Annotated in this window: 24 protein-coding genes; 17 read left to right on the top strand and 7 right to left on the bottom strand. The window is 75.3% G+C overall.

The features are described 5' to 3' along the window. The first annotated feature begins 65 nt into the window (after nt 1–65). Both ACH5AR_RS13110 and ACH5AR_RS13105 read left to right on the top strand, forming a co-directional pair. Nucleotides 66–2273 (top strand): hypothetical protein, encoded by a 2208-nt coding sequence (locus ACH5AR_RS13110; RefSeq protein ID WP_396301460.1) that lies wholly within the window; start codon nt 66–68, stop codon nt 2271–2273. A gap of 194 nt (nt 2274–2467) precedes the next feature. After that, nucleotides 2468–4105, top strand: coding sequence for an APC family permease (locus ACH5AR_RS13105; RefSeq protein WP_396301459.1), 1638 nt, complete (start codon nt 2468–2470; stop codon nt 4103–4105). Between the two features lie 85 nt (nt 4106–4190). Here the strand turns inward: ACH5AR_RS13105 and ACH5AR_RS13100 are convergent, their stop codons facing one another. Further along, on the bottom strand, nt 4191–5327 hold the full coding sequence (locus tag ACH5AR_RS13100) for a pyridoxal-phosphate-dependent aminotransferase family protein (protein WP_396301458.1): 1137 nt from the start codon (nt 5325–5327) through the stop codon (nt 4191–4193). A 41-nt stretch (nt 5328–5368) separates the two neighbouring features. On the opposite strand from ACH5AR_RS13100, the gene ACH5AR_RS13095 reads away from it, so the two are divergent. The 9 genes from ACH5AR_RS13095 to ACH5AR_RS13055 all read left to right on the top strand — a co-directional run bounded on the left by ACH5AR_RS13095 (nt 5369) and on the right by ACH5AR_RS13055 (nt 13902). Beyond that, on the top strand, nt 5369–6460 hold the full coding sequence (locus ACH5AR_RS13095; RefSeq protein ID WP_396301457.1) for an amidohydrolase family protein: 1092 nt from the start codon (nt 5369–5371) through the stop codon (nt 6458–6460). A 187-nt stretch (nt 6461–6647) separates the two neighbouring features. Continuing rightward, a complete protein-coding gene (locus ACH5AR_RS13090; RefSeq protein WP_396301456.1) occupies nt 6648–7325 on the top strand; it encodes a uracil-DNA glycosylase in 678 nt (225 codons plus the stop codon). A gap of 155 nt (nt 7326–7480) precedes the next feature. After that, entirely contained in the window at nt 7481–8491 is a 1011-nt protein-coding gene (locus tag ACH5AR_RS13085) for an SCO1860 family LAETG-anchored protein (RefSeq protein ID WP_396301455.1), read from the top strand. Nucleotides 8492–8694: 203 nt separating this feature from the next. Then, nucleotides 8695–9717, top strand: coding sequence for a glutamine synthetase (gene glnII / locus ACH5AR_RS13080; RefSeq protein ID WP_396301454.1), 1023 nt, complete (start codon nt 8695–8697; stop codon nt 9715–9717). A 216-nt stretch (nt 9718–9933) separates the two neighbouring features. Continuing rightward, on the top strand, nt 9934–10437 hold the full coding sequence (locus ACH5AR_RS13075) for a hypothetical protein (RefSeq protein WP_396301453.1): 504 nt from the start codon (nt 9934–9936) through the stop codon (nt 10435–10437). A gap of 304 nt (nt 10438–10741) precedes the next feature. Beyond that, nucleotides 10742–11839: an LLM class flavin-dependent oxidoreductase gene (locus ACH5AR_RS13070; RefSeq protein WP_396301452.1), complete on the top strand. Its 1098-nt coding sequence runs from the start codon at nt 10742–10744 to the stop codon at nt 11837–11839. 133 nt (nt 11840–11972) lie between these two features. Beyond that, complete coding sequence (locus tag ACH5AR_RS13065; protein WP_396301451.1) at nt 11973–12551, top strand: hypothetical protein; 579 nt, start codon at nt 11973–11975, stop codon at nt 12549–12551. Beyond that, nucleotides 12548–13087, top strand: a complete 540-nt coding sequence (locus ACH5AR_RS13060; protein ID WP_396301664.1) for a hypothetical protein — start codon at nt 12548–12550, stop codon at nt 13085–13087. The genes ACH5AR_RS13065 and ACH5AR_RS13060 overlap by 4 nt, the downstream gene beginning before the upstream one ends. After that, nucleotides 13084–13902, top strand: a complete 819-nt coding sequence (locus ACH5AR_RS13055) for an MOSC domain-containing protein (protein ID WP_396301450.1) — start codon at nt 13084–13086, stop codon at nt 13900–13902. The genes ACH5AR_RS13060 and ACH5AR_RS13055 overlap by 4 nt, the downstream gene beginning before the upstream one ends. An 82-nt stretch (nt 13903–13984) precedes the next feature. Here the strand turns inward: ACH5AR_RS13055 and cobC are convergent, their stop codons facing one another. Both cobC and ACH5AR_RS13045 read right to left on the bottom strand, forming a co-directional pair. After that, entirely contained in the window at nt 13985–15103 is a 1119-nt protein-coding gene (gene cobC / locus ACH5AR_RS13050; RefSeq protein WP_396301663.1) for an Rv2231c family pyridoxal phosphate-dependent protein CobC, read from the bottom strand. An 18-nt stretch (nt 15104–15121) separates the two neighbouring features. After that, nucleotides 15122–15883 carry a cobalamin biosynthesis protein gene (locus ACH5AR_RS13045; RefSeq protein WP_396301449.1) on the bottom strand — a complete coding sequence of 254 codons (762 nt, stop codon included), beginning with the start codon at nt 15881–15883 and terminating at the stop codon, nt 15122–15124. Between the two features lie 235 nt (nt 15884–16118). On the opposite strand from ACH5AR_RS13045, the gene ACH5AR_RS13040 reads away from it, so the two are divergent. The 4 genes from ACH5AR_RS13040 to ACH5AR_RS13025 all read left to right on the top strand — a co-directional run bounded on the left by ACH5AR_RS13040 (nt 16119) and on the right by ACH5AR_RS13025 (nt 20458). Next, on the top strand, nt 16119–17060 hold the full coding sequence (locus ACH5AR_RS13040; protein ID WP_396301448.1) for an alkaline phosphatase family protein: 942 nt from the start codon (nt 16119–16121) through the stop codon (nt 17058–17060). Nucleotides 17061–17065: 5 nt separating this feature from the next. Further along, nucleotides 17066–18502 (top strand): MFS transporter, encoded by a 1437-nt coding sequence (locus ACH5AR_RS13035; RefSeq protein ID WP_396301447.1) that lies wholly within the window; start codon nt 17066–17068, stop codon nt 18500–18502. Beyond that, nucleotides 18499–19530, top strand: coding sequence for a TolB family protein (locus tag ACH5AR_RS13030; protein ID WP_396301446.1), 1032 nt, complete (start codon nt 18499–18501; stop codon nt 19528–19530). The genes ACH5AR_RS13035 and ACH5AR_RS13030 overlap by 4 nt, the downstream gene beginning before the upstream one ends. 121 nt (nt 19531–19651) lie before the next feature. Further along, nucleotides 19652–20458 carry a hypothetical protein gene (locus tag ACH5AR_RS13025; protein WP_396301445.1) on the top strand — a complete coding sequence of 269 codons (807 nt, stop codon included), beginning with the start codon at nt 19652–19654 and terminating at the stop codon, nt 20456–20458. 69 nt (nt 20459–20527) lie between these two features. Here ACH5AR_RS13025 and ACH5AR_RS13020 read toward each other — a convergent pair whose 3' ends face one another. Beyond that, nucleotides 20528–21496: an EamA family transporter gene (locus ACH5AR_RS13020; RefSeq protein ID WP_396301444.1), complete on the bottom strand. Its 969-nt coding sequence runs from the start codon at nt 21494–21496 to the stop codon at nt 20528–20530. 138 nt (nt 21497–21634) lie between these two features. Between ACH5AR_RS13020 and ACH5AR_RS13015 the strand changes: the two genes are divergently transcribed. Continuing rightward, nucleotides 21635–22144: a MarR family winged helix-turn-helix transcriptional regulator gene (locus ACH5AR_RS13015; protein ID WP_396301443.1), complete on the top strand. Its 510-nt coding sequence runs from the start codon at nt 21635–21637 to the stop codon at nt 22142–22144. 148 nt (nt 22145–22292) lie between these two features. Further along, on the top strand, nt 22293–22676 hold the full coding sequence (locus ACH5AR_RS13010) for a hypothetical protein (protein ID WP_396301442.1): 384 nt from the start codon (nt 22293–22295) through the stop codon (nt 22674–22676). A gap of 119 nt (nt 22677–22795) precedes the next feature. On the opposite strand, the gene cpt is transcribed toward ACH5AR_RS13010, so the two are convergent. The 3 genes from cpt to cobO all read right to left on the bottom strand — a co-directional run bounded on the left by cpt (nt 22796) and on the right by cobO (nt 25459). Next, nucleotides 22796–23332: a chloramphenicol phosphotransferase CPT gene (gene cpt, locus ACH5AR_RS13005; RefSeq protein ID WP_396301662.1), complete on the bottom strand. Its 537-nt coding sequence runs from the start codon at nt 23330–23332 to the stop codon at nt 22796–22798. Between the two features lie 125 nt (nt 23333–23457). Continuing rightward, nucleotides 23458–24834 (bottom strand): cobyrinate a,c-diamide synthase, encoded by a 1377-nt coding sequence (locus tag ACH5AR_RS13000; RefSeq protein ID WP_396301441.1) that lies wholly within the window; start codon nt 24832–24834, stop codon nt 23458–23460. A 19-nt stretch (nt 24835–24853) separates the two neighbouring features. After that, the gene (gene cobO / locus ACH5AR_RS12995; protein WP_396301440.1) at nt 24854–25459 is read right to left on the bottom strand and encodes a cob(I)yrinic acid a,c-diamide adenosyltransferase; all 606 of its coding nucleotides are present in this window, start codon (nt 25457–25459) and stop codon (nt 24854–24856) included. Between the last annotated feature and the right edge of the window lie 6 nt (nt 25460–25465).

Here is a 25465-nt window from a genome sequence, read left to right as displayed (position 1 = left end):
CCCGAATGACTCGGGGCAGGACCGCAGCCCCAGTGTTCCACATCCCTCACGAAGGACAGAGTGTGATGACGTCAACGTCCGAGTCCGCCGGCCCCATCACGATCGCCTGGGGCAAAGAAGAGATCGTCGTGTCCCAGGTCTCCCGCCCCCTGCCGGAGCCGTCCGGCGTGGACGACCGGAGGAAACTGGTGCGGGCCGGTCTCGCGAGCCGAGAGGCCGTGCTCCCGGAGGACTCCTGGCACGTACTAGCCAGGGCCTGCGCGGCACCGGAGTTGGTGGCGCTGCAGCTGAGGCCCACGGACTCTGGCGCGAGCCTGCTGTTGGAGGAGCACGTCGACGGCGCGACACTGCGCTCGGTGCACTCCCGGATCTGGCTGAGCGAGCTGTTCCCGGGTATCCAGCCGCGCACCGGCCAGGAGGACTACGGGGTCCCCGACCCCAAGGTGATCGGTATGGCGGCGGGGGACCAGCCGCAGTCGATCCTGCGCTACCGCTACCGGAACGCGAACCACCTGAAGGACCACGTCTGGCAGACGATCTACGCGACCATCGGGCTCAATTCCTACGAGGAATCGATCCTGGCCCGCCAGGTGACCAGGGCCCTGATCGTGCATCCCGTGATCTTCGAGTTCGAGGACGGGACCGAACCGATCTCCGCATTGCTGGCGCGGGACGGCATCACCCGGCTCGCCAGTGCGTGGAAGGTGCTCGCGGGGCCGGGCACGTCGGCCGACGCGGTCGCGGACCGCGCGGTGCAGGCGCTGTTCAGCGAGGCCAAGCAGCCGGCTTCCGAGCCGGTCAAGTCCCAGACGCAGTTGATGGCACTGGGGCGGGAGGCCTACCGGAAGGCACTACGGGCGGAGTTCGCCAAGGAGTGGGCGGGCGAGCAGCCCTCGTCGCGTGCCGTGCAGATAGCGCAGACTTTCCTGGTTCCGGCCCACATCGCCGTCGGTGTCCGGGCGGACGCCAACGGCGTGCTGTCCGCCGCGGAGACGTTCGACGACGCCATGCGTTCGATCCTGGCCTCGGTGCACGTCGAGTTCAAGGCATGGGATGACGCCGCCCAGAACCTTGAGGTGGCCACCCGGGCGCTCAAGCTGGTCGCCCAGACCAAGGGCGTCGAATGGGGGGAGGAGGAAGGTCTCAAGCGCGTGTACGACCTGGCGGTCGGGCGCGTGGACGAGCAGGAGACCCCGCTCGTCTACGGGGACGCTGCGATCCCCGGCACGGCGCTGTGGCGCGCTGTGCGCCTGTTGCACACCTTCACCCGGCCGGGGCTCTACACCGCGCTCCACAACCGGGCCAAGGAGATCAAGGGCGATCGCCGGATGTCTACCAAGGGGTACGCGGGGCTGCTCGGCCCGGTGGTGGACGTACCGTGGCGCACTGGCAAGAAGTCGGCCACCAAGCAGGCCCGGAACGCCTGGAGCAACGGTGGGGTGCTCTGCAAGGACGTTCTGGCCGACGGCTGGCTCCCGGTTCAGACCGAGGACTTCACGAGCCTGGTCGAACCGGCCCTGAAGGGGGACCGGGACGCCCGGTGCACGCTGGCCGTCGCGGGCGGTATCGCGCTGATCGCCGACAAGCTCCTCACCCGCAACGTCGGTTCGGCCGTCGCGAAGGTACCAGGGCCGGGCAAGGTGCCGTTCCGCGCCGATGTGAACGTGGTGATCGGAGGACTGGCCGAGGAAGGCAACGAACTGGGCCTGTGGACGCTGGCCCTGGCGGCCCAGCGCTTCCAGGCCGGAAAGCTGCCGCTCAACTCCGATCTCCGGAAGGAGCTGGGGCTGTCGGCGGACACCGATACGTACCAGCACGTCCGGGTGGACCTGGCGGCGCCGGACCGGATCGCGCGGGACGAGGACGGCGCCGAGGTGCTCCTCACCGCTTGGGACGTCGTCTGGGCGTCGGACGAGCAGCGGGCGCTGAAGATGACCGCGCCGTCGGTCTTCAGCAAGTTGTCGGACCCGGAGGTGCCATGGCGCCCGGCCCTCTCGACGGCGGAGCCGGCGGAGGACTCGGGCCTGCCCGTCCTCCAGCAGATGGCCGGCGCACGGCGCGCGTTCGCGGAGTCGTTGAGCGATGCCCTGAGCCAGCTGGACATGCTGCTCAAGCTCGGCGAGCAGGTCTCCACCCATGACCTGTTCGGAGGCAGCGAGCAATGGGCAGAGATGCACGAGTGCGCGCTGGAGATCGGCAACCGACTGTGGGCCGTGAAGCCGAACGACGCCGACAGCGAGGATGACGACTCCCACGACGAGGACGAGGACTAGGGCGGGTCTTGCCCCCGGCCGACTCGTTCGGCCGGGGCTTGAGTCACCCGGACGTCCGACCTGGTGGCCGGTTCAGGGCGGGTGGGGCGCCTGTTCGGGTGAGGGGGGCGGGCCGGCGGGTGTTGCGGGGCGGGGCGGGGGCGGGGCTGCGGCACTGTCGGAGGAATTCCTCCTGCGTCGAGAGGCGATCGGCCGTGGCCCACCCCTCCTCCAGCCCGTCCGGCTCGGGGCACACCGCGCTGCGGCGCGAGGTCGGCGTCGTCGGCCTGCTCTGGGCCTCGGTCGGGGCGATCATCGGCTCCGGCTGGCTGTTCGGGGCGCAGAAGGCGGCGGTGGCCGCCGGGCCGGCGGCGCTGCTGTCGTGGGGCATCGGCGCGGTGGCGATCGTGCTGCTGGCGCTGGTGCACGCCGAGCTGGGCGGGCTGTTCCCGGTGGCGGGCGGGACGGCGCGCTACCCGCACTACGCCTTCGGCGGGTTCGCCGGGATGTCCTTCGGCTGGTTCACCTGGCTCCAGGCGGCGACCATCGCGCCGATCGAGGTGCAGGCGATGATCAACTACGCCCAGCACTGGAGCTGGGCGGACGGCCTGCTGAACCGGAACCTGACGCTGACCGGCTGGGGCTTCGTCGTCGCAGCCCTCCTGCTCGGCGTCTTCGTCGCCGTCAACTTCCTCGGCGTGCGGCTGCTGGCGCACACCAACAGCGCCGCGACCGTGTGGAAGGTCGCCATCCCGGTGCTGACCGTCCTCACCCTCGGCTTCACCGAGTTCCACGGCTCCAACTTCGACGTGCACGGCTTCGCCCCCGACGGCGCCAAGGGCGTGCTCGCCGCGATCAGCAGCAGCGGGGTGATCTTCGCGCTGCTCGGCTTCGAGCAGGCCATCCAGTGGGCGGGGGAGAGCCGCAACCCGCGCCGGGACATCCCGCGCGCCGTGCTCGGCTCGGTGGTGATCGGCACGGTCGTCTACGTGATGCTCCAGGTGGTGTTCATCGGCGCGCTGCCGCCGGAGACCTTCGCCCACGGCTGGGGCACGCTCGACTACCCCGGGATCAGCGGGCCGTTCGCCGGCCTGGCGACCCTGATCGGCCTGGGCTGGCTGGCCACCGTGCTGTTCATCGACGCCGTCGTCTCCCCGGCCGGCACCGGGCTGGTCTACATCACCTCCAGCTCCCGGGTCACCTACGGCCTGAGCCGCAACGGCTACGCGCCGCAGGCGCTGCAGTCCACCGACAGCCGCGCGGTGCCCTGGCTCGGCCTGCTGGTCGCCTGGGTGGCCGGGGTGCTCTGCTTCCTGCCGTTCCCGAGCTGGCAGCGGCTGGTCGGCTTCATCACCTCGGCGGTGGTGCTGATGTACGCGGGCGCCCCGCTGGCCTTCGGGGTGCTGCGCAAGCGGCTGCCGGGGATGGAGCGCTCGTACCACCTGCCCGGCGGCGCGGTGGTCTCGCCGCTGGCCTTCGTGGTGGCGAGCCTGGTCATCTACTGGTCCGGCTGGGACACGCTGTGGCGGCTGGGCCTGGCCATCGTGATCGGCTACCTGCTGCTCGGCGGGTACTCCTGGTACGCGCGCTCGAAGGGGCTGCCCAACGCGCCCCGGATGGACTTCCGGGCCGGGCAGTGGCTGCCGGTCTACCTGGTCGGCATGGGCGTGGTCTCCTGGCAGGGCTCCTTCGGCGCGGGCGCGCGGGGGAACCTGCCGCTGTGGTGGGACATCGCCGTGGTGGTGGTGTTCGCGCTGGTCGTCTACTACTGGGCGCTGGCGATCGCGCTGCCGGCGGAGGAGATCGAGCGGAACATCCGCGGCGTCGAGGTGGTGGACACCAACGGGCACTGAGGCGCGTTTGGCCGCGGGCCGGTGCGGCGCAGGCCCCCGCAGGACGTCCTGCGGGGGCCTCCACCGTACGGAGTTCGGGGCCGTTTCAGCCCCCGACGGCCGCGCTCCAGGCGGCCTCGGCGGCGGCCAGGGCGGGCGCCGGGTCGGCGTCCGTCGCCGCGGCGAGGCCGGCGAGGCAGGCGAGGACGGTGTCCGGCGCGGCCGCCCGTCCGTAGTGGTTCACCCGCAGCATCGAGCCGGCCAGCGCGCCGCCGCCCGGCTGGACGGGCAGGGCCGGGTCGAGGCGGGCGGCCAGGGCGGTCGCGTCGACGCCGTCCGGGGTGCGCAGGGTGGTGGCGACCGGCGCCGCGTGGGCGTCCTCGACGACGTACGGGGCCAGGGTGCCCAGCGCGCGGACACCGGCCCGGGTGGCGGCGGAGGCGGCGCGGTGGCGGGCGATCACGGCGGGCAGGCCGTCGGCGGCGATCCGGTCCAGGCAGGCACCGAGCGCGAGCATCTCCAGCTGGGCGGGGGCGTGCGGCAGGACGGCGCGGCCGGCGTCCGTCCAGCGCTCCTTCCAGTCGAGCAGCGAGAGGTAGGAGCGGCGCGGGGCGGCCGGGTTGGCGGCGATCCGCTCCCAGGCGCGCTCGGAGACGGACACGGCGGAGACCCCGGCCGGGCCGCCCATCGCCTTCTGGCCGCCGATGACGCACAGGTCGACGCCCCACGCGTCGGTGAGCAGCGGCTCGGCGGCGACGGAGGCCACCGCGTCGAGCATCAGCAGCGCGCCGTGCTCGCGGACCACGGCGCCGATCCCGGCGACCGGGTTGGTGTTGCCGGTGGCGGCCTCGGCGTGCACCAGGGAGACGAAGTCGATCTCCGGGTGGGCCGCCAGCGCCCCGGCCACCTGCTCGGCGCTCACCGCGCTGTCGAAGGGCACGGCCAGGTCGACGACCTTCGCCCCGCAGGAGCGCAGCCAGTTGCCGAAGGTCTGCCCGTACGGGCCGGTGACGACGTTGAGGGCGGTCGAGCCGGGGTGCGCGGCGCCGCGGATCGCGGCCTCCAGGGGGAGCAGCGCCTCGCCCTGGGTGACGATCACGTCGGCCTCGGTGTGCAGCAGCGCGGCGACCCTGTCCTCGATCGCCGCGAACTCGGCGGCGCTGAGCGGGGGCAGGTCGAGGAAGGGACTCACGTCGGTAACGCCTTTCGCGGGGGTGGGGTGCCGGGAACGAGTCTGCCCCATCGTGACTGCTCACCGGCAACCCCCGTCGGTAGAGTGCGGCCATGACTGATGGCGGGGTGCTGCACGTACGGGGTCGGGTGCTGGTCGGTCCGGAGGACGTCCGGGACGAACTCTGGGTGGTGGACGGCCGGGTGAGCTTCACCCGCCCGCCGACCGCCGGGGACGTCCGGACGGTGACCGGCTGGGTGCTGCCCGGCCTGGTGGACGCCCACTGCCACGTCGGCCTGGACGCGCACGGCGCGGTGGACGCCGAGACCAGCGAGAAGCAGGCGCTCACCGACCGGGACGCCGGCACCCTGCTGATCCGCGACGCCGGCTCGGCCGCCGACACCCGGTGGATCGACGAGCGCGAGGACCTGCCCCGGATCATCCGGGCCGGGCGGCACATCGCCCGCACCCGCCGCTACATCCGCAACTACGCGCACGAGATCGAGCCCGGCGACCTCGCCGCCTACGTCCGGGCCGAGGCCCGGCGCGGCGACGGCTGGGTGAAGCTGGTCGGCGACTGGATCGACCGCGAGCGCGGCGACCTCGCCGCCTGCTGGCCCGGCGACGCGCTGGCCGAGGCGATCGCGGCGGCGCACGAGGAGGGCGCCAGGGTCACCGCGCACTGCTTCGCCGCCGAGTCGCTGCCGGACCTGCTGGCGGCCGGGATCGACTGCGTCGAGCACGCCACCGGGCTGACCGAGGAGCTGATCCCGGCCTTCGCCGAGCGCGGGGTGGCGATCGTGCCGACCCTCGTCAACATCGCCACCTTCCCGGCCCTCGCGGCCGGCGGCGAGGCCAAGTTCCCGGCCTGGTCGGCGCACATGCGGCGGCTGCACGAGCGCCGCTACGCCACGGTGGGCGCCGCGCACGACGCGGGCATCCCGGTGTTCGTCGGTACGGACGCGGGCGGCTCGCTGGCGCACGGGCTGGTCGCGCAGGAGGTGGCGGAGCTGGTGAAGGCGGGGCTGGGCCCGGCCGAGGCGCTGTCGGCGGCGAGTTGGGGAGCGCGCGCGTGGCTGGGGCGGCCGGGGCTGGAGGAGGGCGCGTCGGCGGACTTCGTGGTGTACGCGCAGGACCCGCGGGCGGACGTCCGGGTGCTCGCCGACCCGCTGCTGGTGGTGCTGCGGGGGCGGCCGGTGGGGTAGTGGCGCCGGGGGCGGGAAGCGCGGGCGCGGCGCGGGGACGGCGCGGGGGCGGTCGGTCGGGCGGTGGCGCCGGGGCGTGCGGGGGCGCCGGGGCGGCCGGTGGGGCGTCGCGGCCGCTCGCGACCGGCTGCGACCGCATGATCGTCCACGGAAAGCCCTGTCGGTGTAGGCCGATAGGGTGGCCACCATGGCACCGCGTCCACTGAACGAGATCGTCGAGCCCGGCTGGGCCGCCGCCCTGGAGCCCGTCGCCGGACGGGTCGCCGCGATGGGCGACTTCCTGCGCAACGAACTGGCCGCCGGCCGCACCTACCTGCCCTCCGGCCCGAACGTTCTGCGCGCCTTCCAGCAGCCCTTCGCCGACGTGCGGGTGCTCATCGTCGGTCAGGACCCGTACCCGACCCCCGGCCACGCCGTCGGGCTCAGCTTCTCGGTGGCGCCGGAGGTGCGGCCGATCCCGGCGAGCCTGGTCAACATCTACCGGGAGTACGGCACCGACCTCGGCCTGCCGCAGCCGTCCAACGGGGACCTCACCCCGTGGACGAAGCAGGGGGTGCTGCTGCTCAACCGGGTGCTCACCGTCCAGCCGCGCAAGAGCGGCGGGCACCGGGGCAAGGGCTGGGAGGCGGTCACCGAGCAGGCGATCCGGGCGCTGGTGGCGCGCGGCGGCCCGCTGGTCGCGATCCTGTGGGGCAGCGACGCCCGCAACCTGCGCCCGCTGCTGGGCAGCGTCCCATCGGTGGAGTCGGTCCACCCCAGCCCGATGTCGGCCGACCGCGGCTTCTTCGGCTCGCGACCGTTCAGCCGGGCCAACGAGCTGCTGGTGCGCCAGGGGGCGCAGCCGGTGGACTGGCGCCTGCCCTAGGGCTGGACGACGGCCGTCGAGCCCCGTAGCAGACCTGGGTCAGCACAGAACGCCAATCTCACTCCAACGGGTGAAATGACTTTCTGTGTTACTCATGTGACGGATTGTTCGAGAAGACTGGCGGCTCATCGTTTCATCTGTGTGGGGGTACCGCCATGTCTTCTCGCCGAATCCTTTCCGCCGCCGCGGCCACCGCCGTGGTGGCGGGTTCACTGCTCACCGCCGCGCCCGTCCACGCCGCGGGCGCCGCCGCTCCGACCGCCGCGCCGACCGCCGGGGCGCCCGGCAAGGCGCGCGCCGTCACCGCCGAACTCAACCTGGACGTCAGCCTGTTGAACAAGGCGGTGGACGTCCCGGTGAACATCGCGCTGAACAAGGTGGAGTCGCCGGCCCAGCGCGACGGGTCGATCCTGACGGCCACGGTGGCCGGCGTCGACCAGACCGGGCCGGTCGAACTGGTCAAGGCGGACATCGGCAAGTCCGTGACCCGCGTCGACGCCAAGGGCGCCAGCGCCTCCGTCAAGCTGGTCAACGCCGACGTGCACGCCCCCGGGCTGCCCGCCACCGCGCTGCTCGGCCTGGAGGCGATGAGCGCCGAGGCGACCTGCCCGGTCGACGGGCAGCCGACCGCCGACGTCGTCGCGCCGGTCAGGCTCAGCGTGCTCGGCAAGCCGGTCACCATCGGCCTGTACGGGCCGACCACGGTGGACGTGCCGCTGATCGGCAGCGTCTCGGTGGAGTTCTCCAAGAAGACCGTCACCACGACCACCGCCGCCGCCTCCGCCCTGGAGGTGCAGGTGGAGGTGAACCCGCTCAACCTGAACGTCGCCAAGGTCGCCGGGAAGGTCACCGTCGCCTCGGTGAGCTGCGAGAAGCCCTCCGCGCCGTCGCCCGCCCCGACCGGCCCGGCCGCCCCGAGCGCCGCGCCCACCAGTGCGCCCGCCGCCCAGCCGGTCGCGGACACCACCGCCTCGCGCGCCGCGCAGCCCGCGGTGGAGAAGCCGGAGAAGGCGGAGAAGGCGGAGAAGGCGGAGAAGCTGGCCGCCACCGGCGGCAGCAGCGCGACCGGCCCGCTGGCCGCGGGGGCCGCCGCCCTGGTCGCGGGCGGGGCCGCGGCGCTGTGGGCCACCCGGCGCCGGCGCGCCGCGCACGCGCGCCGGCACTGACCCGCGGATCGTCACTGGCCGGACCGGGTGCCGTCACCGACGGCACCCGGAACGGCCGCAGTGCCGCCCCCGGCACTCCCGCACCGTGACCGTGCCGATGCGGACGGTTGGTTCACATGGGCGTTACACGAGAGGAACAACCGGGAAACGGCGGCTTGCAACGCTACGCGGGCACCCACCACCAGCAATGCGAGGGACCCGCCGTGGCAATCAAGGCCGAGTACATATGGATCGACGGCACCAAGCCGACCGCGAAGCTCCGTTCCAAGACTCGCGTCCTGCCCAACGCCGACAAGATCCCGACCTGGGGCTTCGACGGTTCCTCCACCAGCCAGGCCGAGGGCCACGCCTCGGACCGCGTGCTGGACCCGGTGCGCGTGGTGCCGGACCCGATCCGCGGCGGCGACCACATCCTGGTCCTCTGCGAGGTCCTGGAGACGGACGGCACCCCGCACGTCTCCAACACCCGCGCCCTGCTGCGCACGGTCGCCGAGCGGTACGCCGACCAGGAGTCGATCTTCGGCATCGAGCAGGAGTACACCTTCTTCAAGGGCTCCCGCCCGCTCGGCTTCCCGGAGGGCGGCTTCCCGGCCCCGCAGGGCGGCTACTACTGCGGCGTGGGTGCCGAGGAGGTCTTCGGCCGCGAGATCGTCGAGCTGCACCTGGACCGCTGCCTGGACGCCGGCCTGGCGATCTGCGGCATCAACGCCGAGGTCATGCCCGGCCAGTGGGAGTTCCAGATCGGCCCGGTCGACGCCCTGACCGTCTCGGACGACATGTGGATCGCCCGCTACCTGCTGTACCGCACCGCCGAGGAGTTCGGCATCGACGCCACCCTGGACGCCAAGCCGGCCAGGGGCGACTGGAACGGCGCGGGTGCCCACACCAACTTCTCCACCAAGGCGATGCGCGAGGGCTACGACGCCATCATCACCGCCTGCGAGTCGCTCGGCGCCTCCGAGGAGAAGGTGCTGGAGCACGTCAACCAGTACGGTGACGACATCCAGTCCCGCCTCACCGGCAAGCACGAGACCGCCCCGTGGAACGTCTACAGCTACGGCGTCTCCGACCGCGGTGCCTCCGTGCGCATCCCGTGGCAGGTCGAGGTGGAGAAGAAGGGCTACATCGAGGACCGCCGTCCGAACGCCAACGTCGACCCCTACGTCGTCACCCGGCTCCTGATCAACACCTGCTGCGAGGCCCTGGAGAAGGCCGGCCAGGTCTGATCCGCCGCGCTCCCGAGCATCCCGCCGGGCCTCCCCGCCATCCGTGGGGGAGGCCCGGCGGTCGTTCGTCCGGCGGCCGGAAATCCGTCGGCGGACGGTTGAACTCGGCCGCCCGGGGCCGCCGTTGCTACCGGTGAGGGCCAGCGGAGCGGCCGCCGGGGCGCGTCCCCGCCGACCGGTCGGCCTCCGGCCCGAACCGTCCAGTCAGGAGCGCGCATGAAGAAGTCCAAGGTGGCCCTCGTGTCCACCGTCGTCCTCGCGGGCCTCACCCTGGCCGCGGCCCCCGCCTCGGCCGCCACCGGCCACCCGGCCTCCGGGGCGGGCACGCCGGGCACGGTCCGGAGCCTCGCCGCCGATCCGGGCGGCTCCGGGAGCGGGAACGCCTCGACCGTCACGACCTGCGGCGACCCGCAGTTCGGCGGCAAGTTCTACTGCGGCGGCCCCTACGGCAGCGGATCGACCTTCTTCACCTCCCGGGACGGCACCCGGCTGATCCTGGTGGTCGGCACCAACCACGCGGTGTTCACGCGCTCGACGATCGCCAACTCCACCAGGATGACCGACTGGACCTCCCTCGGCGGCAACATGGCCGGCAAGGTCGAGATCACCGCGCAGACCGCGGGCGGCGCCTTCCGCATCGACGTGCCCGGCGCCGACGGCCGGAACTGGAGCCGGGCCCGGGACACCGACGGCAGCTGGACCCCCTGGGTGGCGCGGTAGGCGAGGGGGCGCCCGGAGCGGACGGACGCCGACCGGGCAGGACACGGGGTCGGGCCCGGCCGTGAAGCCGGGTCGGCCGTGAAGCCGGGCCCGGCTTCACGCCCGGGCGGGTCTTGAACGGGCGGGCGGGTCTTGAACGGGCGGGGGCCGTCCCGGAGAATCGGTCCGTGACCGCTCCGGACCGCCCCCGCCTCGTGCGCCGACTGCACGTGGACCTGGGCCGGGTCTGGGCCGCCGGATGTCGCCGTCGGAGGGTTCCGTCCACCGACCACAGGCAGCACCGGCCCCAGGAGCGTGTCCGTCCATGGCTCTCACCTTCCACTGGTTCCTCCCCACCAACGGCGACAGCCGGCTGATCGTCGGCGGCGGGCACGGCTCCACACCCGGCACGGCCGGCTCGGACCGCCCGCCGAGCATCGGCTACCTCGGCCAGATCGCCCGCAGCGCCGAGCAGCTGGGCTTCGAGGGGGTGCTCACGCCGACCGGCGCCTGGTGCGAGGACGCCTGGCTGACCACCGCGATGCTCACCCAGGTGACCGAACGGCTGAAGTACCTGGTGGCGTTCCGCCCCGGGCAGATCAGCCCGACGCTCGCCGCGCAGATGGCCGCGACCTACCAGCGGCAGTCCGGCGGGCGGCTGCTGCTCAACGTGGTGACCGGCGGGGAGTCCGCCGAGCAGCGCGCCTACGGGGACTTCCTGGACAAGGACGCCCGGTACGCGCGGACCGGCGAGTTCCTGGACATCACCCGGCGGCTGTGGGCGGGGGAGACGGTCGACCACCACGGGCCGCACCTGCGCGTCGAGGGGGCCCGGCTGAACCGGCTGCCCGACCCGGTGCCGACGGTGTACTTCGGCGGCTCCTCCCCGGCCGCCGGCGAGGTCGCCGCCCGGGCCGCGGACGTCTACCTGACCTGGGGCGAACCGCCCGCCCAGGTCCGGGAGAAGATCCGCTGGATCCGCGAACTGGCCGCCGCCCGCGGCCGGAGCGTCCGCTTCGGCATCCGGCTGCACGTGATCACCCGGGACACCGCCGCGCAGGCCTGGGCGGAGACCGAGCGGCTGCTCGCCGCGATGGACCCGGACCGGGTGCGGGAGACCCAACGGGCCCTGGCCGAGAGCGAGTCGGAGGGGCAGCGGCGGATGCTCGCGCTGCACGGCGGCTCGGCCCGGCGGCTGGAGGTGCACCCCGGCCTGTGGGCCGGCATCGGACTGCTGCGCGGCGGGGCGGGCACCGCGCTGGTCGGCAGCCACCGGGAGGTCGCGGACCTGGTCTGCGAGTACCACGGGCTGGGCATCGACGAGTTCGTGCTGAGCGGGATGCCGCACCTGGAGGAGGCGTACTGGTTCGGCGAGGGCGTGCTCCCGCTGCTCGCCGCCCGCAACCTGTGGGAGCGCCCGTGAGGCCCGCTGCGCCCGCGAGACCCGCAGCCCCCGGTGCGGGCCTGCCGGTCGTGCCCGGAGCCCCTGGTGCGGCGCCCGATCGTGACCTGCAACCCGCTGGTCAAGCACCTCCCCCCGGCCGAGAATTCATGGCATGACCCAGCAGCCCCTGCTCCTCCTCGACGTGGACGGACCGCTCAACCCCTACGCCGCGCCGAAGCGGAGGCCCGAGGGCTACGCCACCCACCGGCTGCGCCCTGCCTGGTGGGTGGCCAAGCAGGAGCACCTGGCCGCGGCCCGGGCCCGGCAGGCGACGCGCGCCCGGCACGCCAAGCCCCCCGCCACACGGGTCAAGCCGCTGCGGGTCCGGCTCAACCCCGCGCACGGCGCGGAGCTGCTGGGGCTGCCGTACGAACTGGTGTGGGCCACCGGGTGGATGGGGGACGCCAACACCTTCATCGGCCCGGTCATCGGGCTGCCCGAGCTCCCGTACATCCGCTGGTCCGACCTGTTCGGCACGGATCCGGACGGGCTGCACTGGAAGACCAGGGACGTGGTCGCCTGGGCGGCCGGGCGCCCGTTCGTCTGGGTGGACGACGAGTTCGGCCCCCAGGACGAGGAGTGGATCGCCGCCCACCACCCCGGGCCGGCGCTCGCCCTGCACGTCGACCCCGGGATCGGCCTGCTCGCCGACGACTTCGCCAGGCTGCGGGAGTGGGCGGCGGCCGCGTGATCGGGCGGCCGCTGCTCCTCCTCGACGTGGACGGACCGCTCAACCCCTACGCCGCGGCCGGGCAGGGCGGCCCCGCGGGGTACCGGACGCACCGGATGCTGCCCGCGTCGTGGGTGGCGCGCCACGCGCCGCTCCCGCCCGAGCAGGTGGAGCCGCTCACGGTGCGGCTGAACCCGCGGCACGGTGCGCAGCTGCTGGGGCTGCCGTACGACCTGGTGTGGGCGACCACCTGGATGGACGAGGCGAACACCTTCGTCGGCCCGGTCATCGGGCTGCCAGAGCTCCCGTACATCCGCTGGTCCGACCTGTTCGGCACGGATCCGGACGGGTTGCACTGGAAGACCAGGGACGTGGTCGCCTGGGCGGCCGGGCGCCCGTTCGCCTGGGTGGACGACGAGCTGGGCCCGCAGGACATCGCCTGGATCGAGGCGCACCACCCCGGACCGGGACTGGCCCTGTGGGTGGACCCGCGGACCGGCCTGCGGGAGCTGCACTTCGCGGCCCTGCGCGAGTGGGCCGAGGAGGAGGAACGGTGAGCGGGGCGACGGAGGGCGGGCGGGTGGACGGCACCGTCGAACGGCTGCGGCGCTACCCGGTGAAGGGCCTGCTCGGCGAGGAACTGGACCGGGCCGAGGTGACCGTCCGGGGGCTGGCCGGGGACCGCGGGCGGGCCCTGCTCGACCTGGCCACCGGCCGGGTGGCCAGCGCCAAGCTCCCCCGGCTGTGGGCCGGACTGCTCGGCTACGCGGCCAGGACCACGCCGGACGGCGGCGTGGCGGTCACCGGCCCGGACGGGCGCGGCGCGGACGAGCGGGAGCTGTCCGGGGCGCTCGGCCGCGAGGTCGCGCTGATCGGCGAGCGCCCGCCCGGCGCGACCGTCGAGCGCGCCGTGCCGGAGGAGGTGCCGGCCCGCGGCATCGCGGCCGAAACCGCCTTCACCGTCCAGGAGTTGGGCCGCGCCGCACCGGACGGCGGCTTCTTCGACTTCGCGCCGCTGCACCTGGTCACCACCTCGACGCTGCGCGCCACCGGCTGCGAGGCCGAGCGCTACCGGCCCAACCTGGTGGTGCGCACCGAGGGCGACGGGTTCGTCGAGAACGCCTGGGTGGGGCGGGAGTTGGCGATCGGGCCGACGCTGCGGCTGCGGATCCTCGCCCCCACCCCGCGGTGCGCCGTCCCCACCCTGCGGCACGGGCCGCTGCCGCGCCGCCCCGAGGCGCTGCGCGTCCCGGCGGAGCGGAACCGGGTGGTGCCGCTGGAGGGCATGCCGGCGCTGCCCTGCGCGGGGGTGTACGCGCGGGTGCTGGTGCCCGGCACGGTGCGGACCGGGGACCGGCTCGTGCTGGACTGAGCCCGGATCCTGCTGCTCCGGCGCCTGCCGGGCAGGGGCCGCTTCGTCCCGGGGCGGGCGCGGCCCCGGTCTGCGCGGGGGGTCAGGCCGGGTCGAGCACGGCCGCGAGCGCGTCGAGGAAGCGGTCGGTGGTGGCCTCGTCCCGGACGGCGATCCGCAGCCACTCCTCGCCCAGGCCGGGGAAGGTGTCCCCGCGCCGGACGGCGAAGCCGTGCTCGCGCAGCCGCTGCCGGACCGCCGCCGCCTCCGGCAGCCGCACCAGGACGAACGAGGCGGCCGGTTCGCCGTACAGCCGGACCGAGCGGAAGGCGGCCAGGCCCTTCACCAGGTGCGCCCGCCACAGGGCCAGTTCGGCCGCCGCCCGGTCCGCCTCGGCGAGCGCGGCCGGGCCGCTGCACGCCTCGGCCGCGGCCAGGGCCGGGGTGGAGACCGGCCAGAGCGGCTGGGCGGCGCCGAGCTCGGCGATCAGCGGGGCGGGCCCGAGCACGTAGCCGATCCGCAGCCCGGCCAGGCCCCAGGTCTTGGTGAGGCTGCGCAGCACGACGACCCGGCCGGGCAGGTCCCGGACGGAGGCCAGGGACTCCCGCTCGCCGGGGACGGTGTCCATGAACGCCTCGTCCACCACCAGGGTGCGCCCCGGCCGGGCCAGCGCGGCGACGGCCCCGGCGGGGTGCAGCACGGAGGTCGGGTTGGTCGGGTTGCCGAGGACGACCAGGTCCGCCTCCTCCGGGACGGCGCCCAACCGGAAGCCGTCCCCGGGGGAGAGCAGCACCCGGTGCACCCGGTGCCCGGCGTCCCGGAGCGCGGCCTCCGGCTCGGTGAACTGCGGGTGCACGACAGCGATGTGACGGGGCGTCAGTACCCTGGCCAGCAGGACGAAGGCCTCCGCGGCCCCCGAGGTGAGCAGCACCTCCCCGACCGGGCGGGCGTGCCGGGCGGCCACCGCGGCGCGCGCGGCGCTCTGGTCGGGGTAGGCGGCGAGGTCGCCGAGGGTGGCGGCGAGGCGCTCGCGCAGCCAGGCGGGGGGAGTGCCGGTGCGGACGTTGACGGCGAGGTCGACCAGGCCGAGCCCGTCGGCGCGCACCTCGGCGTCGCCGTGGTGGCGCAGGTCGGGTTCGGGGGTGGTCACGGGGGCTCCTCGCTGGTGGTCCGGGTGGTCCGGGTGGTGCGGTTCGTACCGGGTGGTGCCGGCTGGTGGCAGGGGTGGTGGCAGGGCTGGTCAGGGCCGGAGGCGGACGCGGTACAGCTCGTACGGCCCGGGTGGCGGTGGCGGTGCCGCGGGCCCCGGGGCGTCGTCGCCGAGGGTGAGGAGCACGACGGCGTGGCCGTGGGAGGCGAGCGCGACGGCCGTCGCGGTGCGGTCGGGCGACGGCGCGGGGCCGGGGCCCGGCACCGCGATCCGCCGGGTGCCCGGCCGCAGCACGCCGGCCACCGCCCGGACGGCCGCGGGCGTGCCCACCACCGCCGAGGCGCTCCGCAGCTCCGCCCGTACCCGAGCGGGGCCGGAGGGGAGCCGATCGGCGCCGCTCGGGCCGAGGTCGCGCGGGCCGAGGTCGAGCAGGGCGAGCCGTCCGGGGACCGCCGCCGCCCGGGCGACCGCCACCGTGGCCCGGGCCGACTTCCGCTTGGCGACCACGAGCCGGCCGCCCGGCGCGCTCGCCAGCGCCGCCGCCTCGGCCACGCTCGCGGTGCCGACGGCCGCCCCGACCACGGGGGAGGGGTTGGGCACCGGCACGCCCGCCAGCGCCTCGGGCGGATGCTCGTCCACCGGCACGCCGGTGAGGCGCCCGGCCGCCCAGCGCACCGCCGGGTGGTCCGCCCGGCCGGTCACGGTGGCCAGCCGGGCCACCGCGGAGCGGGCCAGCCCGGCCTCCCGGAGGGTGTCCGTCAGCAGCCGCAGCACCTCGGTGCGCCCGGCGCCGCTGCTCGCGCCGATCCCGACCACCAGGGTGCGGGGGGCGACGGCGACCAGTCCGCTCACGTGCCGCACCCTTTCGTCCCAAGCTCCGGTGATCCCACCACGCCCGGCCGGAACGGGTCAATCGGGGCGGGTGTGACGTCCGACGCCGCGCGTCCGGGGCCGGGGCGCCGCGCGTCCGGGGCCGGCGCGGCAGCTGTTCGCCTGTTCTTCACCTGAGTTGTGCGGTACACGACACTGCCGCGCTCCTACTGTTCTGGGCGCTCCCGCCAGGAAGCCCCGACATCCGGAGGACGTCATGGCCTTCGCACGACTCCGCGCCCCTCGCCGCCGCCCCGGCAGCCCCAGCAGCCCCAGCCGCCGCCGTGGCCCCCGCCGCCCGCTCACCGCGCTGGCCGCCGGCCTCGGCCTGGCCGCCGGCCCGCTCGGCCTCTGGGCCGCCGGCGGCGACGCGGCCGCCGACACCGCCGCCGGGCTGCCCGCGCCGGACCACGTGGTCGTCGTCGTCATGGAGAACCACGCCTACGGCCAGGTGATCGGCAGCTCCGAGGCCCCGTACGTCAACGGCACCCTGGTGGCCGGCGGCGCGACGCTCACCCAGTCCCACGCCCTCACCCACCCCAGCCAGCCCGACTACTACATGCTGTTCTCCGGCAGCTCCCAGGGCATCGTCGACGACGGCTGCGTGGACGTCGGCGCCCTGCAGCAGCCCAACCTCGCGTCCGAGCTGATCGGCGCCGGCCAGTCCTGGGCCAGCTACAACGAGGGCCTGCCCGCCCCCGGCGCCACCGACTGCCGCAGCGGCGGCTACGCGCAGAAGCACAACCCGTGGTTCGGCTTCGGCAACGTGCCCACCTCCAGCGCGTACGGCATGGACGCGTTCCCGAGCGACTACAGCACCCTGCCGAAGGTCTCCTTCGTCGTCCCGGACCTCTGCGACGACATGCACGACTGCTCCGTCGACACCGGCGACTCCTGGCTCCAGGCCAACCTCGACGGGTACGCGCAGTGGGCGAAGAGCCACAACAGCCTGCTCCTGCTCACCTTCGACGAGGACGACAAGCTGTCCGGCAACCGCATCCCCACCCTGGTCTACGGGGCCCACGTCGCGCCCGGCAGCGCCACCGCCACCGGCTACAACCACTACGACGTGCTGCACACCCTGGAGGACCTCGCCGGGGTCAACGCCCACGCGGGCCACTCCGCGGACGCCGCCGACATCACCGGAATCTGGAACTGACGCCCGTGTACGTCGCGGACTCCCGCAGCTCGAAGGCGCCCGTCGGGCCGGCCCCCGCCGCCGCCCCGGGCCCCGCTTCCGCCCCCGCACCCGCCGGTCCGGCCGCCGGGCCGGGGCGGCGGGCGGCCGTGCCCGGAGCGGTCCTCGCCCTGGGCACGGTCAGCCTGGTCACCGACGTCTCCTCCGAGATGGTCACCGCCGTCCTCCCGCTCTACCTGCTCACCGGCCTGGGGCTGTCCCCGCTCGGCTTCGGCCTGCTCGACGGCATCCAGAACGGCTTCAGCGCCCTGGTCCGGCTGGTCGGCGGCCACCTCTCGGACCGCCGCGGCCGCGACGGCGCCGCCCGCCACAAGGCCGTCGCCGCCGTCGGCTACGGGCTGTCCGCGCTGTGCCGGCCGCTGCTGCTGCTCGTCCACACCGTGCCGCTGATCGGCGCCGTGATCGCCGTCGACCGCACCGGCAAGGGCCTGCGCACCGCACCCCGGGACGCGATGATCTCGCTCGCCGCCGAACCCGCCCACCGCGGCCGGGCGTTCGGGGTGCACCGGGCGATGGACACCGCCGGGGCCCTGCTCGGCCCGCTCACCGCCTTCCTGGTGCTGCGGCTGGCCGGCGGCCCGCTGCTCGCCGACGGCGGGGAACGGCACGGCTACGACGCGGTGTTCACGGTCAGCTCGTGCGTCGCGGCGCTCGGCGTGCTGGTCCTGCTGCTGTTCGTACCGAACCGGCAGCAGGGCGACGCCCCGTCGGCCGCCGCCCCCTCGCCGCGCGCGAGCCTCGCGCTGCTGCGGCTGCCGGGGCTGCGCCGGCTCACGCTCTGCGCCGTCCTGCTCGGCCTCACCACCGTCAGCGACTCGTTCCTCTACCTGCTCGTCCAGCGCCGGTTGGACCTGCCCGTGGGCCTGTTCCCGCTGCTGCCGCTGGGCACCGCCACGGCCTTCCTGCTGCTCGCCGTCCCGCTCGGGGCGCTCGCCGACCGGATCGGCCGCCACCGGCTCTTCCTCGCCGGGCACGGGGTGCTGCTGCTCGCGTACGGGCTGCTGCTCTCGCCGCTGCGCGGGCTGCCGGCGGTGCTCGGGGTGCTCCTGCTGCACGGTGCCTTCTACGCGGCCACCGACGGCGTGCTCGCCGCGGCGGCCGCCGACGCCGTACCCGCCGAGCAGCGCGGCGCGGGCCTCGCCCTGGTCGGAACCGGGCAGGCGCTGGCCCGGTTCGCCTGCTCGCTGCTGTTCGGCGCGCTGTGGGGAGCGGTCGGCGGCCCGGCGGCGCTGGGCTGGTCGGCGGGCGCGCTGGCGCTGTGCGTGCTCGGTGCGGCGGCGGTGCTGCGCCCGTCCGCGGGCGCCCCGCACGTGGCCGCCGGCGCCCCGTCCGCGGCCACCCGGGCCCCGTCCGGAGCCGCCGCGGAACCCGTCGACCGGACGACCCCGGAGGAGACCCGATGAACCTGCGCAACCGGACCAGGGTGATCATCCTGCTGGTCGCCGTCGTGCTGCTCGGCGCGGTCGGCACCGGCGCCGTGCTCCAGGCCGCCGACCGCACCGCCCGCCGGGACCAGGCCCAGCCCGGCGGCCCCTCGGTCGAGTCCGGGCCGGTGTCGCTCCGGGCGCAGGGCGGCGGACGGCAGCTGCTCTTCCGCAACATGGCCTGGGGCCCGCACCGGGACGAGGTCACCGCCGTCGCCGCCGACCGCCCCAACGGCCCGCGCACCGCCTCCGGCGTCCAGTGCCTGCGCTTCCACGCCGCCGCCGGCACCGGCATCTGCCTCCAGGCCCGGCACGGCGCCCTGGAGGACACCTACCGCGCCGTCGTCCTGGACGACCACCTGCGCGAGCTGCGCTCCTTCCCGGCGGCCGGCATCCCCACCCGCTCCCGGGTCTCGCCGTCCGGGCACCTCGCCGCCTGGACGGTCTTCGTCAGCGGCGACTCGTACGCGGGCAGCGACTTCTCCACCCGCACCTCGATCGTGGACGTCCGGGACTGGAACCTGCGGGAGAACCTGGAGGACTTCGCGGTCGTCCTGGACGGCCGCCCGTACCAGGCGCACGACATCAACATCTGGGGCGTCACCTTCGCCGACGACACCACCTTCTACGCCACCCTCGCCAGCGCCGGTCGGACCCACCTCGTCCGCGGCGACCTCGCCGCCCGCACCCTCACCACGCTGCACGACAACGTCGAGTGCCCCTCGCTCTCGCCGGACGGCACCCGCGTCGCGTACAAGAAGCGCGTCCCCGGCCTGCCCGCCGACGCCCCGTGGCGACTGTACGTGCTCGACCTCGCCACCATGGCCGAGACCGCCACCGCCGAGCAGCGCAACATCGACGACCAGGCGCTCTGGTCCGGCGACGGCACCCTGCTGTACGCCCTGCCCGGCGACTACGGCGCCGACCTGTGGAGCGTCCCGGCGGACGGCTCGGGCAGCGCGGCGCTGGTCACCGGGGCCGCGGTCGCCCCCGCCTACCCCAGCTGAGGAACTCTGGGCTACCGTGCCACGTCGAGCAGAGTGTGACGTCCGGGCCGGGCACCTCGACCAGGTGTGCTGACCGGACGTCCCGAACGAGCGGTCCGACCGAACGGGGAGCAAGCCGACCGTGGACTCCATCCCACCCGAGCGCACGGTGGCCGACTCCTGGCCCGCCCTGCACGGCCGCCCCGTCCTGCGCCGAACCGTCGCCGTCGGGCTGGTGCTCTGCGTGTCCGTCGCCGCCGCCCTCGTGGTGCGCGGCGTCAACGCGCTCACCGCCGGCAGCACCGGGCGCGAGACCGACCGCGACCGCGCCGAACGCCTGGCCGGCCTCCACCCCTCGCAGCACCCCGGCGTCGGCCGCTTCTACGTCCCGGTCGGCGCCGTCTACACCCACACCTCGGACGGCGCCCCGGTCGCCTACCTGCACTACCGCCTGGGCGGCGGCCGGGCCCCGGGCCTCGGCGACTTCCTCAGCGCCTACGACCTGCCCGCGCCCGGCCCGGCCGCCCCGCTCCCGGCCGACCTGCACGCCGCCCTCGGCGGCGACGAGCCGGCCGAGGCCCCGGAGCTCCCCGCGTCCCCGCTGCCGCCGCCCGCCACGCCCTCCCCCTCCGCCACCCCCGCCGAGGGCCCCGCACCGGAGCCCGGCGGCCCCGAGGCCGAGGACCCGTCCGGTGTCCCGGCCGCCGCTCCCGCCCTCGCCCCGGACCAGGCCGACGACGACGGCGAGGACCCGGAGCCCGTGCCGGACGAGTCCGCCGCGCCGGCCGCCCCCGCGCCCGACACGGCCGCGCCCAGCCCGACCTGGGTGCCCGGCCCGAGCCCGACCGGCCTGCCCGCCCGCTCCTCCGCCGCCCGCCGCATCTACGTCGCCACCATCCCCGGCGGCCTCCCGGGCGCCGCCGACATCTACATCCGCGCCACCGGCTGACCCCGGGCGGCGCACACTTCCGAGCCCCGCCGGGTCCGCCCGGCGGGGCTCGAAGGTGTGCGGGAGGGGTCAGCGGGCGGCGGTGGCGGCGGGTTCGGGGCGAGGGGCGGGGGTCTCGGCCGGGGTGGGGACGGCGGCCGGCGCCTGGCCCTGGGCCTGTGCCGGGGCCGGGGTCGGGGTGCGGCGGGCGGGGGCCTGGCCGGCGAGCATGGCGGCGAGGGCGAGGAGCAGGCCGAGGACCTGCCAGGGGGTGAGGGTCTGGCCGAGGACGAGCAGGCCGCCGACGGTGGCGACGACCGGGTTGATCAGGCCCAGGAAGGAGGCCGGCCCGGCGCCCAGCTGCTCGATGCCGCGGAACCAGAGCGAGTAGGCCAGTGCGGTGCCGAACAGGCCGAGGTAGGCGAAGCCGGCCAGGTTGGCGGCGCTCAGGGCCGGCGGCGCGCCCTCGACCAGGGCGGCGAGCGGCACCAGGAACACCGAGCTGGCCAGCAGCTGCCAGGCGGTGAGGTCGAGCAGGGTGGCGCCCTCGGGGCGGCCCCAGCGGCGGGTCAGGACGGTGCCCATGGCCATCAGCGAGGTCCCGGCGACCATCGCGGCGATCCCGACACCGTCCAGCCGGGCGCCGCTCTTGAGCACCAGCAGCGCCACTCCGCCGACCCCGACCAGCCCGGCGGCCACCGCCCGCCGCCCGGGCCGCACCCGCAGCACGCCGATCGAGAACCCGGCGACGAGCAGCGGCTGGATCGCCCCGATGGTGGCGGCGACGCCGCCGGGCAGGCGGTAGGCGCCGGCGAACATCAGCGGGAAGAACAAGCCGATGTTGAGCATCCCGAGCACGGCCGCGCGCCCCCACCAGCGCCCCTTGGGAAGTCGGCGGCCGATCAGCAGCAGGAGCAGTCCGGCCGGGAGCGCACGGAGCACGGCGAGCAGCAGCGGGCGGCCCTCGGGCAGCAGCTGGGTGGTGACGAGGTAGGTGGTGCCCCACGCGGCCGGGGCGAGAGCGGCGGCGGCGGCGATCCCTGCGCGCTTGCGGTCCATGACGTCCCCCTGAACGTTGATTATCTGAACGTTGAGATAATTTCTACGCCGAGGATCTGCGAACGTCAAGTATGTGAATGTTAAGATATCTCCATCGAGTGGACGGTCGGGGACAGCGGCTTCGGAGGGACGGCGGACATGCAGCAGCGCGACACCGTGGACGACATCGTCGAGCAGTGGGCCCGGGCCCGCCCGGACCTGGACGCCGCGCCGATGGCCCTGATCGGCCGGCTGCGACGGCTCAGCGTCCGGGTCGACAACGCCCTGCGCGAGTACTTCACCGCCTGCGGCCTGGACTCCTCCGAGTTCGACGTGCTGGCCACCCTGCGCCGCTCGGGCGAGCCGTACGAGCTCAACGCCCGCGCGCTGCTCAAGTCGGCGATGGTGACCTCCGGGGCCATCACCAACCGGGTCGACCGGCTCTCCGCCAAGGGCCTCGTCGAGCGCAACCCCTGCCCGACCGACCGCCGGGCCGTCCTGGTCCGCCTCACCCCGGCCGGCAAGGAGCTGATCGACGGGGCGCTGGCCGGCCACGTGCGCAACGAGGAGCGCATCCTCTCCGCGCTCGACGCGCAGGAGCGCGCCCGGCTCGACGCGCTGCTGCGCAAGCTGCTCGTCGCCCACGGGGACACCGAGCCGATCCTCTGAGCCGGCGCCGGAGCCGGCACGTCGCCCGGTGCCGCCCGGCACCGCGCCCCCCTGGGCGGCGTGTCCGGCGGCGGCCCGGCCGCGTCGTCCCTCCGGAAGTGCACCGGAGGAGAGTTGTCCCTCCGGAAGTGCACCGGAGGAGAGCCGCGTGAAAGAGAAGACCCCCAAGGACATCGCCGTCGGCGACCAGCTGCGGGGCGCCGGGGCGGAGGGCGCCCAGTGGCTGACCGCCTCCGGCTGGGGCCCGCCCGTCCGGGTGCGGCTGCAGCAGGCCGCGAAGTGGCAGCGGGAGACCCGGGCCCGGATGCCGGCGTCGCAGCAGGACGAGTCCTGCACCTGGTGCGACCACCTGCTGTACGGCGGGCCGCAGCCCGTCGTCGTGCACGCCGAGCACCCGACCCACCTGATCTGCCGCGCCTGCTCCGTCGCGGCCCGCCCGCACCGGGTCTGCCTGGACTGCGGGGGGCCCGCCTCCTCCGCCTCCCCGGCCGACGGGCGCGAGGACGTCTTCATGGGCGCGGTGGCGATCTAGACCCGCCTGCGCTGCGCGGCCTGCCACCGCGCCGACCCACTCAACGGCACCTTCGGCCGGCCGGGCTGACCGGGGTCGGGCGGGGCCCGGGCGGGGTCGGCGGTCCGCCGGCCCGGATGTCAGCCGGCGGCGGCCGCCCGCGCGGCCACCGCCGGGGCGCAGTCCGCCGCGGACGCACGCGAGCTGTCCACCACCAGGTCGTACGCGACGCCCCGGTGCACCGCCTCGGCCTGGGCGGCGGCCATCCCGGCCACCCGGTCGCCGCGCGCCGCCTCCCGGGCCGCGGCCACCGCGGGGTCGCAGCGCACCCCGACCCAGAGCACGTCCAGGCCCTCCAGGGCCGCCCGCCAGCGGGCCTGCGACGCGGCGCCGCCGAGGAACACCTCGTCCACCACGATCCGCGCCCCGGCCCGGGCCATCGCCGCCACCCCGACCGACCAGGCGGCGTCCAGCGCGGCGAAGACCGGGCCGACCTCGACTATCCCGTCCCCGCCCGTCAGCCCGCCGATGCCCTCGCCGCCCTCGCGCAGCCACGGCGGCAGCGCCTCGACCATGGTGTCCGTGCCGAGGTGCAGCCAGGGCTCCGGCAACAGCTCCTGGAGGTTCCGCGCGATGCTCGACGTGCCGGAGCTGGAGCCGCCGTTGAGGACGATCACATGCATGCGCGCAGCCTAGGGCGTGCCCCGACGCCGCGCACCCGGCGAGAATTGTCAGACACGCCCTAAGGCCCGGACGGAGCCCCCGCCGGTGTCGCGCCGCCCTCCGCCGCCGGCCGGGCGGGTCAGTGCGCCCGGGGGCCCGCCGCGAAGGCCGCCGCGGCGGCGGCGAAGGAGGAGGCCAGCCCCGGGGTGCCCGCCCAGTGCAGGTGCAGGTAGGAGGCGTGCACGTTGCCGCCCGCGAAGCCCTCGGTGCGCGGCCCGGTCGGCAGGCGCCAGCCCCAGGCGGGGAGTTCGCCCGCGCCGGGTTCGCAGACCGTGCGGTGGAACTCGTGGCCGCGCACCCGGGTGCCGGCCGGGGCGAGCGGGGAGTCGTGCAGGGCGACGGCCTCCCGGTAGCCGAGGGTGAGGCGTTCGGTCATCCGGGCTTCGGTGGCCAGCACCCCGCACATCGGCAGTCCGTCCAACTCCCGCCCCAGGTACAGCAGTCCGGCGCACTCGGCGGCGATCGGCCCGCCCGCGGCGGCGAACGCGGCGACGGCGGCGCGCAGCGGGGCGTTGCCGCTCAGCTCGCGCACGTACAGCTCAGGGAAGCCGCCGCCGACCACCAGGCCGGCCGTCCCCGCGGGCAGCGCGGAGGCGTGCAGCGGGTCGAAGGGGACGACCTCCGCGCCTGCGGCGCCCAGCAGTTCGGCGTTCTCGGCGTACGAGAAGGAGAAGGCCGGGCCGCCGGCCACCGCGATCCTGGGCCGGCCGGCCACCGGGGTGACCTCGGCCGAAGGGGCCCACGGCTCGGCATCCAACTCCGGTGCGGTACGGGCGAGTTCCAGCAGGGCGTCCAGGTCGACGGAGGAGGCCACCAGGTCCCCCATGTCGGCGACGGCCCGCAGCGCCTCCGCCGAGCGCTCCACCGCCGGGATCAGCCCGAGGTGGCGGGAGGGGGTGGCGACCGCCGCCGAGCGGCGCAGCGCGCCCAGCACCGGCACGCCCGAGCCCTCCTCCAGGGCCTCGCGCAGCAGGTGCTCGTGCCGGTCGGAGGCGACCCGGTTGAGGACCACCCCGGCGAGCCGCACCTGAGGGTCCCAGGAGGCGAAGCCGTGCACGAGCGCGGCCACCGAGCGGGACTGCGAGGAGCCGTCGACCACCAGCACCACCGGCGCCCGCAGCAGCTTGGCGACGTGCGCCGTGGAGGCCAGCTCCCCGCGTCCGGAGGCCCCGTCGAACAGCCCCATGACGCCCTCGACCACCGCGACGTCCGCCCCCGCCGCGCCGTGCAGGAACAGCGGCGCGATCCGCTCCGGTCCGCACAGGAAGGCGTCCAGGTTGCGGCCCGGGCGCCCGGCGGCGAGCGCGTGGTAGCCCGGGTCGATGTAGTCGGGGCCGACCTTGTGCGGCGACACCGCCAGCCCGCGGGCGGCGAGCGCCGCGATCAGGCCGGTGGCGACGGTGGTCTTGCCGGCGCCCGAGGAGGGGGCGGCGACGACGAGGCGGGGGACGTTCACGGGGCCGGTGCTCAACGGACTACCACTCGATGCCGCGCTGGCCCTTGCGGCCGGCGTCCATGGGGTGCTTGACCTTGGTCATCTCGGTGACCAGGTCGGCGGCCGCGGTCAGCGCCTCGGGCGCGTACCGGCCGGTGATGACGACGTGCTGGCTGCCCGGGCGCTCCCCGAGCACGGCCACCACCTCGGCCGGGTCGATCCACCCCCAGTGCATCGGGTAGGTGAACTCGTCCAGCACGTAGAAGCGGTAGGTCTCGGCCGCGAGGTCGCGCTTGACCTGCTCCCAGCCCTCCCTGGCCGCCTCCTCGCTGGACATCTCCTGCTCGGCGGAGCGCTGGATCCACGACCAGCCGGAGCCCATCTTGTGCCAGTCGACGGTGCCGCCCTCGCCGGAGGCGCCGAGCACGCGCAGCGCGTTCTCCTCGCCGACCTTCCACTTGGCGGACTTCACGAACTGGAACACCCCGACCGACCAGCCCTGGTTCCAGGCCCGCAGCGCCATGCCGAAGGCCGCCGTGGACTTGCCCTTGCCCGGGCCGGTGTGCACCGCGGTGATCGGCTGGGTACGGCGCTGACGGGTCGTCAGACCGTCGTCGGGGACGCTCTCGGGGACACCCTTGGGCATGTCGGC

The sequence above is a fragment of the Kitasatospora sp. NPDC018619 genome, assembly GCF_044391605.1.
Taxonomy (GTDB): Bacteria; Actinomycetota; Actinomycetes; order Streptomycetales; family Streptomycetaceae; genus Kitasatospora.
This window is presented reverse-complemented; position numbering and strand designations above follow the sequence as displayed.

Bases quoted from the DNA above. Each gene is read 5' to 3' on its own strand.
- ACH5AR_RS13110 (WP_396301460.1), top strand. From the start codon at position 66: ATGACGTCAACGTCCGAGTCCGCCGGCCCCATCACGATCGCCTGGGGC.
- ACH5AR_RS13100 (WP_396301458.1), bottom strand. From the start codon at position 5,327: ATGGGGCAGACTCGTTCCCGGCACCCCACCCCCGCGAAAGGCGTTACC.
- ACH5AR_RS13095 (WP_396301457.1), top strand. From the start codon at position 5,369: ATGACTGATGGCGGGGTGCTGCACGTACGGGGTCGGGTGCTGGTCGGT.
- ACH5AR_RS13090 (WP_396301456.1), top strand. From the start codon at position 6,648: ATGGCACCGCGTCCACTGAACGAGATCGTCGAGCCCGGCTGGGCCGCC.
- ACH5AR_RS13085 (WP_396301455.1), top strand. From the start codon at position 7,481: ATGTCTTCTCGCCGAATCCTTTCCGCCGCCGCGGCCACCGCCGTGGTG.
- ACH5AR_RS13075 (WP_396301453.1), top strand. From the start codon at position 9,934: ATGAAGAAGTCCAAGGTGGCCCTCGTGTCCACCGTCGTCCTCGCGGGC.
- ACH5AR_RS13070 (WP_396301452.1), top strand. From the start codon at position 10,742: ATGGCTCTCACCTTCCACTGGTTCCTCCCCACCAACGGCGACAGCCGG.
- ACH5AR_RS13065 (WP_396301451.1), top strand. From the start codon at position 11,973: ATGACCCAGCAGCCCCTGCTCCTCCTCGACGTGGACGGACCGCTCAAC.
- ACH5AR_RS13040 (WP_396301448.1), top strand. From the start codon at position 16,119: ATGGCCTTCGCACGACTCCGCGCCCCTCGCCGCCGCCCCGGCAGCCCC.
- ACH5AR_RS13030 (WP_396301446.1), top strand. From the start codon at position 18,499: ATGAACCTGCGCAACCGGACCAGGGTGATCATCCTGCTGGTCGCCGTC.
- ACH5AR_RS13020 (WP_396301444.1), bottom strand. From the start codon at position 21,496: ATGGACCGCAAGCGCGCAGGGATCGCCGCCGCCGCCGCTCTCGCCCCG.
- ACH5AR_RS13015 (WP_396301443.1), top strand. From the start codon at position 21,635: ATGCAGCAGCGCGACACCGTGGACGACATCGTCGAGCAGTGGGCCCGG.
- cobO (WP_396301440.1), bottom strand. From the start codon at position 25,459: ATGCCCAAGGGTGTCCCCGAGAGCGTCCCCGACGACGGTCTGACGACC.